The sequence below is a fragment of the Salinimonas marina genome (genome assembly GCF_015644725.1).
Classification (GTDB): Bacteria; Pseudomonadota; Gammaproteobacteria; order Enterobacterales; family Alteromonadaceae; genus Alteromonas.
The window spans coordinates 585,835-602,614 of sequence record NZ_CP064795.1 but is presented as its reverse complement, the minus strand read 5'-3'; the positions used below and the strand labels follow the sequence as shown (position 1 = coordinate 602,614).

Genomic DNA, 16,780 nt, shown 5'->3' with positions numbered 1-16,780 from the left:
TCTTTTACTTCAATACCTTACAAAGACTCTAATAGTCATTATCTAAATAACCGAAAATAATCTTTTATTGATAACCTGACCGTATGGTTAAGTAATATTAATTTAGATAAAATTATTTTAAATCATAAGGTTATAATTTAATTAACACTTCATTTACACAAATGCGAAGTATCTTAACCCTTTGCCTGTTAAATCTCGTTTCCCTAAGACATCTATTTTGCTATCCTTTCGCGGCAAATTTCTCAGATGACGAATTTTTCGCCACCAAACACTTATACGAGTATTAGAATAATGTCGTTACTACCGTCCATCACATTCGCGAAAGCCAGTGTTCTGCTAGAGCAGAATATGGGTACGTGTGTGCATTGGCTTTGTCGTAGTTTTGGCATGACGCTGTTCATTGCAGCGCTCAATATTATTCTGATGCTATGCGGGTCGCTGGCCGATTCCACTGATGTGGTTTCGGCAGTTATTGAAAACCCGGTCATCGGCCCGGTTACCGTCGCCTTTTTGGGCCTGCTTGTGGCCTACTCGGTAATGTGCGGCTCATTTAAATCTTCGTTACTTACCAGCCTGTTTCAGAGCACACCGGCCCGCCGGGCGGGTGTCATTCTTCGCAAAACGCGATATACGCTCCAAATTTTTGCCGCCAGCCAACGTCGTCAACTTACGCATGGCTCGCGCGCGCCCCCTTTAAGTCACGGCTGATAATGCGGCCTGTTTGCTATCCATTGTATTGACAGCGGGTAGCAAGCTGGACGCAGTATCGACCGACTTAAAATGATGGGACCGCCCTGGTGTGCGTCCCTAAGATCTGAGCGTCGTTCTGCTTGCGGAACGGCAGGATAGTAAACCTCTGGGTTGTAGGAAAATTCCTTTGCTTATTCGTAACCTTAGTAAAATTGCTCTTACCGCCATCGTGTTAACACTAGCAGGTTGTAGTGGCGGGGTTCTCGATCCGAAAGGACAAGTAGGTGTTGAAGAAAAGTGGCTGATCATTATCTGCACACTTTTGATGCTCATCGTTGTTATTCCGGTAATCGTACTGACCCTCTATTTCGCCTGGAAGTATCGCGCGAGCCGGGATTTTGAAGTGTACACGCCCAAATGGGCTCACTCGACAAAGATTGAAGCAGCGGTCTGGTCTATTCCAGTGCTGATCATCATTGTGTTGGGTGTTATTACGTGGAAATCAACCCACGCTCTGGACCCTTATAAGCCACTTGAAGGCAAGGGTGAGCATATGACTGTTGAAGTTGTATCGCTTAACTGGAAATGGTTGTTCATCTATCCCGAACAGGGCATCGCCACTGTGAACGAACTGGTTTTCCCTGCGGATAAGCCAGTGGCCTTTAAGATTACCTCTGAAGGCACGATGAACTCATTCTTCATTCCGCAATTAGGTAGCCAGATTTATTCAATGGCAGGTATGGAAACCAAACTCCACCTAATCGCTGACGAACCCGGTACCTTTATGGGTATTTCGGCAAACTACAGCGGTTCAGGATTTACCGGAATGGAATTTGACGCCATTGCCACACCAACTGAAGGCGACTTTGACGCCTGGGTTGAGAAAGTGAAGCAGCAAGGTGGTGAGCTGGATATGGCTCAGTACAATGCGTTGGCGAAACCGACCGAGAATCATCCGGTGACCTACTTTGCTGATGTAGAGGACAATCTGTTCCACACCATCATCATGCGGTTCATGAAGGATCACGGTGATATGAGCTTCTACAGCAAACCGAAAAATGCAGTCCAGGGGCACCATGAAGGCGCGAAAAAAGCTTCGTCGCACTCAGGCGCTCATGAAAATGGGGCCAAGGAGTAACCATGTCTTTCTTAGGTAAATTATCAATTGAAGCGGTGCCGTATCATGATCCTATCATCATGACTACGCTGACCGTGGTGGCAATATTAGGCATCACACTTGCTGTCCTAATCACCAAATATGATAAGTGGGGCGTATTGTGGAACGACTGGATCACCTCCATTGACCACAAACGTCTTGGTATCATGTACATTATTCTGGCGCTTATCATGCTACTGCGCGGCTTTGCCGATGCAATAATGATGCGCTCGCAGTTAGCCCTAGCCACTAACGGGGCCGAAGGCTATTTACCGCCGGAACATTACGACCAGATTTTCACCGCTCACGGTGTCATCATGATCATCTTTATGGCCATGCCATTTATGGTCGGTCTGATGAATATTATCGTGCCGTTGCAGGTTGGTGCCCGGGATGTGGCCTTCCCCTTCCTGAACAACCTGAGCTTCTGGCTCACCGCTGGTGGTGCGATTCTTATTAACCTGTCTTTAGGCTTGGGTGAATTTGCTAAAACCGGTTGGGTTGCCTATCCACCATTGTCAGGACTCCAATACAGTCCGGGGGTGGGTGTTGATTACTACATCTGGGCCTTGCAGATATCCGGGCTCGGTACGCTACTGACCGCAGTCAACTTCCTGGTAACTGTGTTTAAGATGCGTGCGCCGGGTATGAAGCTGATGCAAATGCCTATCTTTACCTGGACTTGTACCTGGGCCAACATCCTGATTGCCGCGTCGTTCCCAATTCTGACAGCGGTACTGGCGATGCTGACGCTTGACCGATACATGGACTTCCACTTCTTCACGAATGAAGCGGGTGGTAACTCGATGATGTATATCAACCTGTTCTGGGCCTGGGGTCACCCTGAAGTTTATATTCTGGTTCTGCCTGCGTTTGGTATTTTCTCTGAGATTATCTCAACCTTTACCGCGAAACGTTTGTTTGGCTATAAGTCGATGGTGTATGCCAGTGGCGCGATTGCCATTCTTGGCTTTATTGTTTGGTTGCACCACTTCTTTACCATGGGCTCCAGTGCCAATGTGAATGCATTCTTCGGCATAATGACCATGATTATTGCGGTGCCGACCGGGGTCAAACTGTTTAACTGGATCTTCACGATTTATCGGGGTCGTCTGGTTATCGGCACACCGATTCTTTGGTCAATTGGCTTTATTGTGACCTTCACTATCGGTGGTATGACCGGCGTATTGCTGGCTATTCCTGGCGCTGACTATGTTCTGCACAACAGTTTGTTCCTGATTGCTCACTTCCATAACACCATCATCGGTGGTGCGGTATTTGGTTATCTGGCCGGCTTTGTGTACTGGTTCCCGAAAGCCATGGGCTTCAAGCTGGATGAGCAATGGGGTAAACGAGCGTTCTGGTGCTGGCAGATTGGTTTCTTACTGGCCTTCATGCCGCTGTACGTACTGGGCTTTTTAGGTATGACCCGTCGTCTTAACTCAACCGATAATCCAGACTGGAATATCTGGCTGTACATTGCCGCCTTTGGTGCGGTGGTGATTGCCTTTGGTATTTTGTTCCAGCTTATTCAGTTGGTTGTCAGCTTCCTGAACCGCGAAGCACTGGACGATACCACCGGCGATCCGTGGAATGGTCATACGCTTGAGTGGTCAACGGCTTCACCGCCTCAGTTCTACAACTTTGCCAAAATTCCCCATGTGAACGATATCGACACATGGACGGACATGAAAGAAAAAGGCGAGGCGTATCAGAAGTATGAAAAATACGCGCCGATTCATATGCCGAAAAATACACCGGCTGGTGTGTTGATCAGTGGTAGTTTGACTGTCTTCTGTTTTGCCATGATCTGGCATATCTGGTGGTTAGCCGCTGCGGGTCTGGTGGGTGCAATTGCGTTCTACATTCAGCGTTGTTACGCCAAGGATGTCGACTACTACGTGCAGCCAGATGAGGTCAAACGCATTGAGCATGAACACATAAGTAATGCGCCAGAAGAGGTAAAAGCATGAGTTCAAATGCAGCAAGCTTAAATCCTAATGATGATGTGAACGGTCATGACGACAGTCATGACCATGAACACCACGATACCAGCGGTGATACGATATTTGGCTTCTGGCTATATCTGATGACTGACTGTCTGTTGTTTGCATCTTTCTTTGCAACCTACGCGGTGCTGTTTATGAACACCGCCGGTGGGGTGTCAGGCAAAGACATTTTCGAACTGGACTTTGTGGCGGTAGAAACCGCCGCGCTATTGCTAAGTAGTATTACCTTTGGCTTTGCAATGATTGCCGCCCACGCCCAAAAGCAAGCTCAAACCTTGCTGTGGCTGGGTGTCACCTTTGCCTTTGGTGCCGCGTTCATCGGTATGGAAATCTATGAATTCCATCACCTGATTGTTAACGGTAATGGCCCGGGTGAAAGTGCCTTCTTATCAGCCTTTTTTGCCCTGGTAGGATTGCACGGTTTGCACGTGACCGCGGGTCTGATTTGGATGACGATTATGATCATCGAAATTCTGCGCCGCGGCCTGGGTAATCAAACGGTAACGCGCCTGAGCTGCTTAAGCCTGTTCTGGCATTTCCTGGACATTGTCTGGATCTGTGTATTCACCGTTGTCTATCTGATTGGAGCGATGTAATGAGCCATAGTCATTCTCATTCAACCACCCCTGGGCATGCCGAAGAGGAACATGTTGAAAATCACGGCGATGTAAAATCCTATATTATTGGGTTTGTATTGTCGGTGATTTTGACCGTGATTCCGTTTTGGACCGTGATGGAAGGGGATTTCAGTAAAACCACTACCTTGTGGATTGTCGTGGTCACTGCAATCGTGCAATTGTGGGTTCACCTGAAATTTTTCCTGCACCTTAACTTCGCTACCGAAGACGGCCGTGCCAGCACGTTCTCGTTTTTATTCAGTGCGTTGGTTATCGTGATGATTGTAGGTTTATCTATCTGGATTATCTACGAGTCCAACGCCATGATGATGTACTAGCCTTACGGCTGGTACACATCCCGATATTAAAGTTGTTAGCGGGAGAAACTGATTAAATGTTCCGACGTTATTTACAGGTAACCAAACCCGGTATCATCATGGGTAACCTTATCTCTGTCGCCGGAGGCTTTTTACTGGCCTCGCGGGGCGACATAGACGGGTTACTGATGGTGGCTACCCTGGTTGGTTTGTCGTTGGTTGTTGCTTCTGGTTGCGCCATCAATAATTGTATTGATCGCGATATCGATGCACGCATGCAACGCACCAAAACCCGGGTAACGGTGACCGGTGAGATGTCTGTGAAAGCCGCGTTTGCTCATGGTGTAGTATTAGGAATAGCAGGTTTTGCCCTGCTGGCCTACTTCACCAATGCGGTGGCTGTGTTTTTTGCCGCCCTTGGCTACGTGGTTTATGTTGGCATCTACAGCTTGTATATGAAACGGAATTCAGTTTACGGCACGCTGGTAGGCAGCCTTTCCGGAGCGGTCCCGCCGGTAGTTGGCTATTGTGCGGTAGCCGCCCAGTTTGACGCTGGCGCTGCTATCCTGCTGGTAATGTTCAGTCTGTGGCAAATGCCGCACTCTTACGCCATTGCCATCTTCCGCTACAAAGATTACGAAGCGGCTAATATTCCGGTATTACCGGTGGCCCAGGGCATCGAAAAAGCCAAACTGCATATTGTGCTTTATATCGCCGTTTATGCATTGGTGACCATGTTATTGCCGTTAAGTGGTTATACTGGCCTGGGCTTTATGGCTGTGGCTGCTACCACCAGCATCTGGTGGCTGGTTATGGCGCTGCGTGGTTACCGTAGCGATGTAGATGAAACCAGATGGGCGCGCCAGGTCTTTGGTTTTTCGATTCTCAATATTACGATACTGAGTATCGCGATGGCCGTCGACTATCATACCGTCGCCCCCCAGCTGTTCGTATTCAATTGATAAAATGGCTCCTTTTAAGGAGCCATTTTTTTATCTTCTTACTCTGCTTCAATCACTTCGTATTTTTTCACTTCACTGTTTAGCACGATCTTTTCGGCCTGAGCACTAAAGCGGGTAAAATGGTCCGCATTAAAATGTGTCTCAAGGGCAGCTGCAGAGGCCCAAAGCTCAGTGATCACAATTTCAATATGCTGCTCCGTCATGCGCCGGGCGATGTCGTAGCGTTCACAGCCCGCTTCCTGGCGTGAGTAAAATTGCAGGGTTTTAAGAGCACTGATGACATGTTCCAGATTTTCTTCAGTACACTGTAAGGTAGCAACAACAGTTAACATAGCCTGATCCTTTGCGGTTATCGAAATCAAAACAAAAAAGCACTACCATAGATTACGTAGTTTCCCCCTCTACGATCCATCAAAATCAAATTCTACTGGCCCGGCGTATGTAAAAACAGCCGGCTGGCTAACGGTAAATTGGCACTGCCCAGAACCTGTGCGTTACCCCCCACGAATCCTGGGCGCGCCTCAATAGCATGCAGTCCCCGCCAGTCCTGATGCCTTAGCTGCTCATTGGTAGCGGCCACCAGCTGCGCTTTTACCCATTCTGGCAGATTGCCTTCAATGATAAGGTACTGTGTATCGAGTACTGCCTGACAATTAAGGCCGGCATAAGCCAGCGCTTTTGCGGCTTGTTGTAACCAGGGGTTCAGTGTTTCGGCAAGTCCGGGCCAGTAAGTGTCGCCATCCCACAGTGCTGCCCACTGCTGTGTATCCAGTCCCTGTTCCAGCGAATAAAGCGATGCCTGGGTTAGAAGCTGCGCCGGGTCGCCTGCCTGATCCGGTACGCTCAGTGAGCCTAAGGCGCCAGCGTTATGGTGAGCGCCGTACAACACCTGACCATGGTGCACAATTCCGCCCCCGGCGAAACTTCCGATATAAACATACACAAAACTGGCCGGTTCGGGGTAGTTGCCCCACAGTAATTCTGCTTCACATGCCGCGGTATCGTCATTACACAGTTGCACTGGTAAACCTGATAGACGTTGTAACGCCCCGATAATGTCGTAGTGCTGCCAGTACTCCAGTGGAACCGCCGGGGCCCGGGTATAGGCCGGCCAGTTCCAGATTTCAAATGGCATCGCCACGCCCAGGCCTACTACCCGTGTGCGCTCTTTCTGACTCAACTGTCGATAAAGTAGCGGCAGGTGAGTGCTGACAAATTGCTCCAGCTCATCGGTTTCAGGGCTATCAAAAGATTGCTGATAACCGTCAATTACCACCCCGGATAGATCCATCAGCGACAGCACAAAACTGCGTCTTCCGACTTTCAGACCAAGACTAAACGCGCCGCGAGGATTTAACATAAAAGGGACGGTGGGCTGCCCCACCCGGCCTTTATCAGGCGTACCGCGTTTGATTAGCTCCAGCGCTTCGAGCTGCGTAAACATTTTGGTTACCGCCTGCGCGCTAATCCCCAGGCTTCTGGCAATGTCTGCTTTCGGCATAGCGTGACCACTGCGCAACAGGGTTAGGGCGCGCCGGGCGTTTGCGCTTAATGGCAACTGCTCACAAAATGAGGAACAGGCTGAAAGCTTGTTATTGGTATACACTTCAGGTTCAGACATGGTCAATTTACAGATAACGCTGTTATCCCATAATTCCAGCCTTAAGTAAACCTGGTTGATTTATTCGCTGAATTCGTAAATACTGTTTGTCTATTGCAGCTAGTCAGGCGTTAATAAACGCTTAATCAGGTATAAAAGGATACAGTTATGCAGGTATTGGCTCTGGGCGAAGTCCTTATTGATATGCTGGGCACCCCTACCACGGACCCCGACGCACCTACCGCGCAGATATTTCAGCCATTTGCCGGCGGTGCGCCGGCTAACGTGGCCGTCGCGGTAGCAAAACTGGGTGGCCACAGCGCCTTAATTTCAAAAGTAGGCAATGATCAGTTTGGCCGCTTTCTGACTAACACCCTGAATACCTATCAGGTGGATACCCAGTATGTGCATACCAGTGAGGCCAAAACCGCACTGGCCTTTGTAAGTCTGGACAAAGACGGTGAACGCAGTTTTGACTTTTATCTGGAAAATGCTGCGCACACCCAGATAAGCTCAGCAGATACAGATGCCGTTGAAATAAGTGATAGCACCTTGATACACCTGTGTTCGGGTTCCTTTTCCTTACCCCTGCTTTGCCAAAGTGCTCAGGCTTTGATTGCCCGTGCCCGCCAACAACACAGCCTGCTGTGTATGGATATTAATTATCGTCCGGCATTCTGGAGTGATGATACCGCGACCATTGCCCAGCGCATATTTGAAGCAGCCGCACAAATGCACATTATCAAAGCCAGTTTTGATGAGCTGGAGCTATTATATGGTGCCCGCTGGGAATCAGTGATTGAGCAATGGCTAGCACAAGAAGTACAGCTGGTACTGTTGACTAATGGGCCGCAACCGGTGCGCTATTATACCCGTGACTATAATGGCCAGTGTGACGTACCTGCCACCACGGTAAAAGATACCACCGCCGCAGGCGATGCATTTATAGGCGGTTTTTTGTACTCACTGGGTCAGGCACTACCCCGCTCTGCCCAGTTTAACCAATGGGTCACCGACCGTCCCAGTTTGTTATCTGCCCTGTCTTTTGCCATGCAATGTGGCGCGCATACGGTTACCCGTTTTGGCGCCTTTGAAGCCCTTCCCGGCACGCAGGATATTAACTGAACCAGATTGCCAACACGGGCCGGCCGCCCGGCCTGCCCTTGCGAGCTGCCTGGGTGATATGAACATTGCCCCAACATGTTGCAATCGGGTAACAACATGGGGCACTTACCCGGCTTCTGCCAAGCAATTTAAGCGACTTAACTGGCTTCAGTTGTGTTTTCTTTTTGCTGGTTTGTTTTACCCTGAACATAGAGCCTGACTGTGTCCCCCATCCTTGCTCGCTCATAGCACCGGGGCAAGGCTGATGACCCATTTTATCTGAAGTTTCGTTAAAGCCTGATATTAGCTTGTGCACAGCCTTTGCATACGTATGCGTAATGTCTGTGTTCGAGCGCATTTTTTGTCATGCCCTCGCCGCATATCGAGTAACTAAACAGGGAGTTGGAACAGCCATGCATTCATTTAATAAAGGTCAGGATCTGGATTTTATTGTTGCCACTCACGAAGATGACGCCGGGGCGTTGGCGCGTATTTCAGCTATTTCGTCGTCTTTCCCCCGGGCCCATATTATTGTGGTAGACAGTTCGGGCGAACAATACCGCGACGGCGCCCGTCTGGCTGATATTATCGCCTCACTGGGAAATCAGGCCAGCTATGTCAGATGCACTAAGGCGTGTCGCTATACCTGCTATCAACACGCGCTCAGCCAGCTTACCGGCCGCTATGTAGCCTTTCGCCACAATGGCCAAATCATTGATGAAACCAGAACGGCACGCGGGTTTGCCCAAGCCATTCACGCCGATTTGCTGATCACCCACCCGGGTCAGACAGTGGCAGGTTTGGCTGAGAACACCCAGCCATTACAAGCCGTTGTCTTTAAAAGAGAGTTTGTTGAGCAGCAGCAACCATTTAGTGATCCGCTGACCTTTAATGAGCAGGATTTTATTGCTTCAGTGCTACAGTCGGCACATTGCCAGACCGGCGGGGAGGCGATGGCAGCGGCCTAGTTCAGTGCTTGAGAACACACCGACAGCAGGATTAAAAAAAGCCGGTGCAAACACCGGCTTTTTTATCCCATTACGCGGCTTTTACATGCTGTAAGCTACGGTTACATAGCCAAAACGGCCAATGTTATCGTAGGCCCCATCGAACGAGCCGGTGCCGGTAGTACCCAGTGGCAGTTGGCGATTGAACATGTTGTCTACGCCCACTGATACACTTACGCCATTGGCAAAGTTATAGCCAACCGTGACGTCCGTTACGGCATAAGACGCATTTTCCATCAGGCTGCTGGGGTTAGGGTTTAACGCCAGCGACTGATCAGTATAAAGGCTCACTCGGTCGATAAAGCGTGTCTTCCAACTGGCTTCCCAGTCACCACGATCGTAGTTTAGTGAGAATGTACCCTGCCAGTTTGCTTCACCTTCGGTGCCGGCGTACTGGTAGAATTCCCCCTCGTTTTCCTGGAACGGGAATTCTTTACGCTCGTCCAGGTAGGTGGCAATGATGTTAGAACGGAAGGCTCCGCCTAAGGCATCAAAATCGTAACCCAGCTCAAAATCGATACCTGATGCTTCCTGGCCTGCCAGATTCAGTGCATAGCTTTCGATAAGCGCGATTTCGCTGGCGTCATTACGGGTAATTAATCCACAATAGGTATTATCGACCCCCGATTGTGAATCGGCACAGCGGTCCAGAATGGTTTGCGCACCCACGCTGGAGATCGCATCGGTAAGCTCAATTTTCCAGTAGTCAACCGTAGCCGTAAAGCCGTCAAACCAACCAGGCTGATAGACCAGACCAATGGTTTCAGATACAGACTGTTCGGCCTGTAACTCACGGTTACCGCCCGTCTCACCTTGAATTGAACTATCATCGTAGCTGCTGTTAAACTCGGCCGGTACCCCTAACGCTGCACAGTTGGCTTGTCTTACGCCCTGAGAGTCGGCGGATAATTCGGCAATATTTTCTGTTTTACATGGGTCATCCACGGTAAAGAAAGTTTCGCTGGCTTCACCGAATAGTTCGCTAATATTAGGTGCACGCAAGGCCGATGAACGGGTCGCTCGCAGACGCAGATCTTCAAATACTTCCCAGTCCAGACCCAGTTTCCAGCTGGTCGCATTACCTACAGAGCTGTAATTAGCGATACGAATCGCACCATCAACCGTTAGCAATTCTACCCCTGGCAAATCGTAAAGCACCGGCACGGTGACCTCTGAGAAGATTTCTTCTACAGAATACTCGCCGCGATCTTCGCCCAGGGCATTAAAGAAGGTGCCACCGGCATTGTCAGGTTCGTTGATTTCGCTTTTTTCTTTGCGGTATTCAACCCCTGCTGCAAAGCCGACATACCCTGCAGGCAATTCATAAATTCCTGCATTAGAGATGGTGGCAGCGGCGTTGTATTGTTCAATAGTACTGGTACCGGTAGACGTGGTGTTGATGTAATCTATTGCTTGCTGGCTGGGTGCCTGATAGCCGAAGATATCAACCGGTACACAGCCTTCAAGACGTGCTTCCCGGTCTGCACAATACGCGGTGCCGAAGCGGTCTGCTTTGACATTAAGCGCGTTTTCATAGTTAGCAAACACCAGGTTGTTACGGTTAACACGTTCCAGCTCTGTTTCACCATAATTCAGGTAGGCTTCATATTCCCATACGTCAGCCACCAAACCTTCAACACCCAGCACAAAGCGAGTGGTTTCACGTTCATCATCTTCAATACGACGGCCTAGATCGGACATCATACGATTGATGGTGATTTCCGACAGATCCTGGTTACGCATATAGTCAGTAACCGAGTCATCCAGCAGCGGATTATCAATGCTTACAGTATTAACGGGATCGAAGAAAAAGAATGCCGGCTGACCTCGGCTTTCAGCACGGGTGCGAGAGTATTTTGCCTGTGCATAAATCAGCGTATCGTCGTTAAGATCGTAGTTACCTTTAAGGTTAAGGTTAGTGCGATCAAATGCAGGCTGTAGATCGGTAAATTTGCTCAGGTTCAGATAATCACAGTTTACGCAGTTAGCGCCATCGGTGATTTCACCCGCATAATTACTTTTCAAGCTGCCATCAGGGTTGAAGGTTTGTGAATAGCCATCGAATACGCCAGCTTCATTGATGCCATACAGGCCGGCATTGGGCGTATAAATATTGTCAGGGTAAGCCAGTGAGTCTTGTTGCTCTGCCGTTCTCTCTTCCCCATAAAATTTTGCATAAGCAATGCTGCGGTAAGACGTGGCAGTCTGAGAGTTTTCGGTGGCACTTAAACGATTCTGCGCGCTGTATTCTGCAGATACCGCAATGTTACCGCGATCATCATCAAAGTTGATACCGTAAGATGCCTGATATTTTTCGTTCTGGTAGCTGTTGTCATTGGCATAACCGCGTGTCGCGCTTACATCGAAGCCCTGGATATTTTTCTTCAGAACAAAGTTAACCACACCCGTTACCGCATCGGCACCATACACCGCAGAAGCACCGCCGGTGATAATTTCCACCCGTTCAATCCAGCTGGCCGGAATGGTATTGGTATCCACTGCCGAGCTGCCGGCAGAGCTGGAAACGTGGCGCTTACCATCTACCAGTACCAAAGTACGATCCACACCCATACCGCGAAGATCAAGAATGTTCAGACCGGCAGTACCAATATACTGACCAGAGTTACCCATTGAATAAGTGCTTGCAAAAGCTGGTAGCTCATTTAACACTTCACCGATATTCATCGCACCGGTATTCATCAGGGATTCGCCGCTAAGCACGGTGACTGGCGATGGAGCAATCGCGCCCTGACGCGAAATACGTGAGCCAGTTACCTGAATTTTTTCTACATTAGCATCTGCAGTTTGTGTTTGTGTGTCCTGGGCCAGAGCATTCCCTGAGGCAAACGCCGCACTGGAGACCAGCGCCAGCCGGACTGCATTCGAAAGGTTTTTCATCTTCAATTCCTAAAAGTGTAAAAAGGTAGGATTTGGTGAACTCATGTTCAGCCAAATTGAATGACTATTTTTCTTATTTTTTAATCAATTCTTGTCTGTATTCTAATTAGAAGAAATAAAATTTCAAAACTTTTGATTGAAATTATTAATAGTTAGCATTTATTTGATATTAATAATTTCCGCATATATTGATTACCTAATAATCCCTAAGGATTAAAAAACAAACGACTGAAACATTCGCGCAACATTATTTATATAAAACTATAAATAATGAGTATAAATAGTGCTCACTTACGTCTTTCGCAGCAATGCATCTCACTTTTAGTAGTTCGAATTTATGGATGCAGTGACTAAAAATTATTACAAAACTCCTGAAAAAAATACACAACATTCGTAAATCTGAATATAAGGTAAGGTTAAATACTGCCCAATTTGATTTAAATTTAATCTACCATCATTGTAGCGCGTTATTTTTGAGCGTTCTTTGACATATTAAGAATGGCATGTATGTTGAATATTATTTAGCCACAGATAAGCCTGTTCTATAAAGGTTTATTTTCTCTGTTTAAGTATTTCTTTAGAGAGGATATAACGATGAAAGCATTAACGACTACACTGGCTGGATTAACGATTGGCGTATTGGGAACTAATTTCGCCTCGGCACAAGTGACCGAAAATACTCTGCAAGCCAAAGATGGGTTTTATGTAGGCGGCAACTACGGGTATCTAAAGGTAGATGGCCAGGACGATTTTGATGATGATAACGACATGTGGCAAGGCCTGGCAGGCTATCGTTTCAATCGGTATCTGGCGGTTGAAGGCAGTATGATTGATTTTGGCGACTATGGAAGTGACCTGTCTAATGCCGACACGGATGGGTATACCGCTGCGGTTAAAGGCATGCTGCCGTTGAGCGAACACTTCGCGGTATTTGTCAAAGGTGGCCAGCTGTGGTGGGAAAGCGATTATAGTGTCGCTGACTTATCGGGCGATTTTGATGACGAGAGTCTGTTCATCGGCGCCGGTGTCAATTACGCCATTTCACGAAACCTGAGTATCAATGCTGAATATACCATTTACGATACAGAGCTGGATGCCGAAGAATTAGGTGAAAACTTTGGTGATCGAGACTTTGAGACAGACCTCAAGCAAGCCAGCCTTGGCGTAGAATACCGCTTCTAGTTCTTAGTGGTATAGCAGCCATCAATACGCTGCAAAGGGTGGGAATTTACCCACCCCTTGTATTTATACGACTAAATACCCCTATATAGTAATAAGTAAAAACTACATATCATTTTGTAGACCCCACCCTATTTTGGTAGAGCACCTGCTCTGGCCAAACGGTAAAAGCCTATACATCAAGCGCTTACCCTGGTTTTTCCTCACTTTTTTGTGGAACACTTTGTGCAATAGCTATCTTCATAGCAAAAAAGATCGCCATAGTCAGAAGTCAGGAGGCTCAAATGTCGAATTCCAATTCGATTTTTCAGCAAGGAGAGAATTGTTGGGTAAGCAGTAAGGCCAGCTTTGCGGCGCCGCTTATCGATTGTGCAAATTATTACAAAGCTTTGCATTCATCTATTGTTAAGGCTAAACATTCCATCTTTATTGTCGGCTGGGATATCGACAGCCGTATCCGCCTTATTCGTGGCGAAGATGAGGCCAATAGCGAAGCCCCTTCTGTTATCAGCGATTTACTTGCCTGGAAAGCCGAACAAAACCCCGAGCTGAATATCTACCTGTTGCGCTGGGATTCGTCACTGGCCTTTTTCGCGCAGCGCGAAATGTGGGCCAAAGAGGTGTGGGATGAAAAAACGCCTGACAATGTAGAAACAGTCCTGGATGACACCATTCCTATGGGCGGCAGTCAGCATCAAAAGATTGTTATTATTGATGATGAAGTGGTGTATTCCGGTGGTATGGATGTGTCGACCAATCGTTGGGACACCCGTGATCACCCTGTCGAGTCTGCTGAGCGCGATGGCCCTGATGGCGAATATGGTCCGTTACATGATGTGCAGGCGGTATATGCCGGACCATTGGTGAAAGATTTTGCTGAGCTGGTTCGCTGGCGCTGGCTCCGGGTGGCTGAATCGCAGCCTATCGATATTCGCGAAGGAGCAAAAAACGCCCTGGACGATCCACTGCCTGCGGCCTGGCCCCCTGCCTATCAGCCGTGGTTTGAGAAAGTAGACTGTGCTTTGGCCCGTACCATCCCGTTTATGGATGAGGTAGAGCCCGTGCAGGAAGTACGCAATATGTTGCTGGACCTGATCAATCAGGCCGAACGGGTTATCTATATCGAAAACCAGTTCACCAGCCGCCAAGAGATTGCCGAAGCTCTTAATAGCCGGTTAAAAGCCTGTCCTGACCTCAATGTGATCATCGTTAGTTCATATGAACCAAAAGGCCGGTTTGAATGCGAAGCGTTCTGGGCCAGTCGCATCGAATTTAAGAAAATACTGTTCAATGATATTGATCCGGCCCGGATCATTATGTCTTATTCGTCGATTTCTGATGAGCAAAGCCGCTCTGCTTATAAGCGTATTCACTCGAAAGTGATGACCATTGATAATAAATATCTGGTGATTGGTTCGTCGAACCTGAGCAACCGCTCAATGACGCTGGATACTGAAATTGATACTGTTTTTTACGGCAATACCGAACACAATCAGCAGCATATCGAAAAGGTTCGCGATGACCTTTTGGCTGAGCATACCGGCCGCGATCTGGCCACCACTGCTGAACTTATGCAGGAGGCCATGCCAGCACGGGCTATCATCGAAAATCAGCGGGCCCATGGCTACATTCTGACTCAGGTTAATGATGAAATCTTTACTGAACAATCGTCAGATAATCTGTTTCGTTCATTTTCCGACCCCGAAGAGCCGTTGATTGCGATGCCTACCCTGGATGGACAGTCTATGCCCGTTAAAAATCCGCGCCGCCGAACTATTATGATTGGGCTTGGTGTGCTGGTTATTGCCTTATTGGGCGGGCTGATGTTTTGGGCCAGCCAGTCTATTTCGTGGTTGAGTGCCGATAGTATAAATGCGTTTTTAGAGAAGAGCCGGGGAACCTATTTTGCTCTTCCAACCGTATTGTTAGTATACCTGGTAGGTGGACTGTTGTTTTTCCCGGTAACAGTATTATCCATTGCCGTGGCCGCTGTATTCGGACCCATATGGGGGCCTATCTATGGAATCCTCGGGGCGTTGTTGAGCTCCGCCTCTATGTTTGGGGTCGGTAAGTTACTGGGTAATGCTGGTCTTAAAAAAATTGGTGGTCCCAAGGTAGAAGCGGTCGATCAAAAGCTAAAATCCAGTGGTGTGGTGGGTGTTGCAGCTATTCGTATGCTACCCATAGCCCCCTTTAGTTTGGTAAATCTGGTAGCGGGTATTTCGTCAATCGGCCTGTTCCAGTTTTTAATGGGGACCTTTTTAGGTATGTTTCCCCCAATGATTGCGAAAGGGTTAGTGGGTGATTCGATTACCCAGATATTCCGTAACCCCTCTCCGCAAACCATCTCGTATCTGGTTGGCGGTATAGTGCTATGGGGTCTGATGATCTGGGGCTCGCAAAAATTTGCCCGCTGGTATCAGGAACGTAAGCAGAAAGAAAAGGCAAAGTCAGAAGAATGTGTCGCATAATTAGTTACAATATTCACAGCGGCGTGGGTTTGGATAAAAAGCACGACTATCGTCGCATCGGGAATTATCTTGCCGAACGTGATGCAGATATTGTGTTGTTGCAGGAAATGGATACCCGCCCTGCTGATCGTGAGGTTATTAAAGACATACGCGATATCTGTGCAGGGAGTGTCTATCATCTAGTGGCGTCACCCGCGCTTAGTGAAGACGCTGGCTGGTATGGCAATGCGTTACTGAGCCGGTTTCCGGTAACTGAAAGTCAGACACTGGATGTCAGTGAGGATGGCTTTCAGCCACGAAATATTCAAATTGTAACGGTGGAGACACCTGATGGGCCTCTTACTGTGATCAATACCCATAAAGGCCTTCAAAAACACGAGCGCCGCTCGCAGTTTGCCCAGCTTCACGAATATATCGCGGCTAAGCTTGAGAAACAGCCGACACCGCTGATACTGGCCGGCGATTTTAATGAGTGGCAGTTCTTCACCTCGGCCTTTAAAGGCCTGGACGAAACATTAACTCAGCATAAAGTGGGCGCTACTTTCCCCAGTCGCTTCCCCTTGTTTTCACTTGATCGGGTGTGGACATCCTCGGATATTCGTGTGCGGCGGGTCAAACGGCTTAAAAATGATCGCACCAGGATCATGTCCGATCACTTGCCGGTTCAAATCGATATTGTGTTACCCAAAAATGATAGTGTCGCGCCAGTGGCATTTGAGCAACGGGTTTCGGCCTAATTATTTTAGTTGCCTTTAGCAGCACAGCATTAA

At 48.2% G+C, this 16,780-nt stretch carries 14 protein-coding genes; 11 read left to right on the top strand and 3 right to left on the bottom strand.

From position 1 onward, the window contains the following. The first annotated feature begins 291 nt into the window (after positions 1-291). From IT774_RS02630 to cyoE, 6 genes are all read left to right on the top strand, one after another. Positions 292-708 (top strand): hypothetical protein, encoded by a 417-nt coding sequence (locus IT774_RS02630; RefSeq protein WP_195811211.1) that lies wholly within the window; start codon positions 292-294, stop codon positions 706-708. 169 nt (positions 709-877) lie between these two features. Beyond that, positions 878-1,828 carry a ubiquinol oxidase subunit II gene (cyoA, locus tag IT774_RS02625; RefSeq protein ID WP_195811210.1) on the top strand — a complete coding sequence of 317 codons (951 nt, stop codon included), beginning with the start codon at positions 878-880 and terminating at the stop codon, positions 1,826-1,828. A gap of 2 nt (positions 1,829-1,830) precedes the next feature. Beyond that, complete coding sequence (gene cyoB, locus IT774_RS02620; protein WP_195811209.1) at positions 1,831-3,819, top strand: cytochrome o ubiquinol oxidase subunit I; 1,989 nt, start codon at positions 1,831-1,833, stop codon at positions 3,817-3,819. After that, positions 3,816-4,451 (top strand): cytochrome o ubiquinol oxidase subunit III, encoded by a 636-nt coding sequence (gene cyoC, locus IT774_RS02615; protein WP_195811208.1) that lies wholly within the window; start codon positions 3,816-3,818, stop codon positions 4,449-4,451. Before cyoB ends, cyoC begins: the two co-directional genes overlap by 4 nt. Next, positions 4,451-4,810 carry a cytochrome o ubiquinol oxidase subunit IV gene (gene cyoD / locus IT774_RS02610; protein ID WP_195811207.1) on the top strand — a complete coding sequence of 120 codons (360 nt, stop codon included), beginning with the start codon at positions 4,451-4,453 and terminating at the stop codon, positions 4,808-4,810. The genes cyoC and cyoD overlap by 1 nt, the downstream gene beginning before the upstream one ends. A gap of 56 nt (positions 4,811-4,866) precedes the next feature. Then, positions 4,867-5,751, top strand: a complete 885-nt coding sequence (gene cyoE, locus IT774_RS02605) for a heme o synthase (protein ID WP_195811206.1) — start codon at positions 4,867-4,869, stop codon at positions 5,749-5,751. A 38-nt stretch (positions 5,752-5,789) separates the two neighbouring features. On the opposite strand, the gene IT774_RS02600 is transcribed toward cyoE, so the two are convergent. Together IT774_RS02600 and IT774_RS02595 are read right to left on the bottom strand one after the other, a co-directional pair. Beyond that, the gene (locus IT774_RS02600) at positions 5,790-6,083 is read right to left on the bottom strand and encodes a putative quinol monooxygenase (RefSeq protein WP_195811205.1); all 294 of its coding nucleotides are present in this window, start codon (positions 6,081-6,083) and stop codon (positions 5,790-5,792) included. A 92-nt stretch (positions 6,084-6,175) separates the two neighbouring features. After that, on the bottom strand, positions 6,176-7,372 hold the full coding sequence (locus tag IT774_RS02595; protein WP_195811204.1) for an ROK family transcriptional regulator: 1,197 nt from the start codon (positions 7,370-7,372) through the stop codon (positions 6,176-6,178). A 147-nt stretch (positions 7,373-7,519) separates the two neighbouring features. Here IT774_RS02595 and IT774_RS02590 point away from each other — a divergent pair, with 147 nt between their 5' ends. Then, positions 7,520-8,476, top strand: a complete 957-nt coding sequence (locus tag IT774_RS02590; protein ID WP_195811203.1) for a carbohydrate kinase family protein — start codon at positions 7,520-7,522, stop codon at positions 8,474-8,476. A gap of 392 nt (positions 8,477-8,868) precedes the next feature. Further along, positions 8,869-9,423 carry a hypothetical protein gene (locus IT774_RS02585; RefSeq protein WP_195811202.1) on the top strand — a complete coding sequence of 185 codons (555 nt, stop codon included), beginning with the start codon at positions 8,869-8,871 and terminating at the stop codon, positions 9,421-9,423. Positions 9,424-9,504: 81 nt separating this feature from the next. On the opposite strand, the gene IT774_RS02580 is transcribed toward IT774_RS02585, so the two are convergent. Continuing rightward, on the bottom strand, positions 9,505-12,360 hold the full coding sequence (locus IT774_RS02580) for a TonB-dependent receptor domain-containing protein (protein WP_195811201.1): 2,856 nt from the start codon (positions 12,358-12,360) through the stop codon (positions 9,505-9,507). Between the two features lie 594 nt (positions 12,361-12,954). On the opposite strand from IT774_RS02580, the gene IT774_RS02575 reads away from it, so the two are divergent. The 3 genes from IT774_RS02575 (at position 12,955) to IT774_RS02565 (ending at position 16,747) form a co-directional block, all read left to right on the top strand. Beyond that, the gene (locus IT774_RS02575) at positions 12,955-13,542 is read left to right on the top strand and encodes a porin family protein (protein WP_195811200.1); all 588 of its coding nucleotides are present in this window, start codon (positions 12,955-12,957) and stop codon (positions 13,540-13,542) included. Between the two features lie 281 nt (positions 13,543-13,823). After that, positions 13,824-16,010 (top strand): VTT domain-containing protein, encoded by a 2,187-nt coding sequence (locus tag IT774_RS02570; RefSeq protein ID WP_195811199.1) that lies wholly within the window; start codon positions 13,824-13,826, stop codon positions 16,008-16,010. After that, positions 15,998-16,747: an endonuclease/exonuclease/phosphatase family protein gene (locus IT774_RS02565; protein ID WP_195811198.1), complete on the top strand. Its 750-nt coding sequence runs from the start codon at positions 15,998-16,000 to the stop codon at positions 16,745-16,747. Before IT774_RS02570 ends, IT774_RS02565 begins: the two co-directional genes overlap by 13 nt. Positions 16,748-16,780: the final 33 nt, after the last annotated feature.

Excerpts from the sequence above, each read along its gene's own strand:
- IT774_RS02630 (WP_195811211.1), top strand. The coding sequence starts at position 292 with ATGTCGTTACTACCGTCCATCACATTCGCGAAAGCCAGTGTTCTGCTA.
- cyoB (WP_195811209.1), top strand. The coding sequence starts at position 1,831 with ATGTCTTTCTTAGGTAAATTATCAATTGAAGCGGTGCCGTATCATGAT.
- cyoC (WP_195811208.1), top strand. The coding sequence starts at position 3,816 with ATGAGTTCAAATGCAGCAAGCTTAAATCCTAATGATGATGTGAACGGT.
- cyoD (WP_195811207.1), top strand. The coding sequence starts at position 4,451 with ATGAGCCATAGTCATTCTCATTCAACCACCCCTGGGCATGCCGAAGAG.
- cyoE (WP_195811206.1), top strand. The coding sequence starts at position 4,867 with ATGTTCCGACGTTATTTACAGGTAACCAAACCCGGTATCATCATGGGT.
- IT774_RS02600 (WP_195811205.1), bottom strand. The coding sequence starts at position 6,083 with ATGTTAACTGTTGTTGCTACCTTACAGTGTACTGAAGAAAATCTGGAA.
- IT774_RS02595 (WP_195811204.1), bottom strand. The coding sequence starts at position 7,372 with ATGTCTGAACCTGAAGTGTATACCAATAACAAGCTTTCAGCCTGTTCC.
- IT774_RS02590 (WP_195811203.1), top strand. The coding sequence starts at position 7,520 with ATGCAGGTATTGGCTCTGGGCGAAGTCCTTATTGATATGCTGGGCACC.
- IT774_RS02585 (WP_195811202.1), top strand. The coding sequence starts at position 8,869 with ATGCATTCATTTAATAAAGGTCAGGATCTGGATTTTATTGTTGCCACT.
- IT774_RS02580 (WP_195811201.1), bottom strand. The coding sequence starts at position 12,360 with ATGAAAAACCTTTCGAATGCAGTCCGGCTGGCGCTGGTCTCCAGTGCG.
- IT774_RS02575 (WP_195811200.1), top strand. The coding sequence starts at position 12,955 with ATGAAAGCATTAACGACTACACTGGCTGGATTAACGATTGGCGTATTG.
- IT774_RS02570 (WP_195811199.1), top strand. The coding sequence starts at position 13,824 with ATGTCGAATTCCAATTCGATTTTTCAGCAAGGAGAGAATTGTTGGGTA.
- IT774_RS02565 (WP_195811198.1), top strand. The coding sequence starts at position 15,998 with ATGTGTCGCATAATTAGTTACAATATTCACAGCGGCGTGGGTTTGGAT.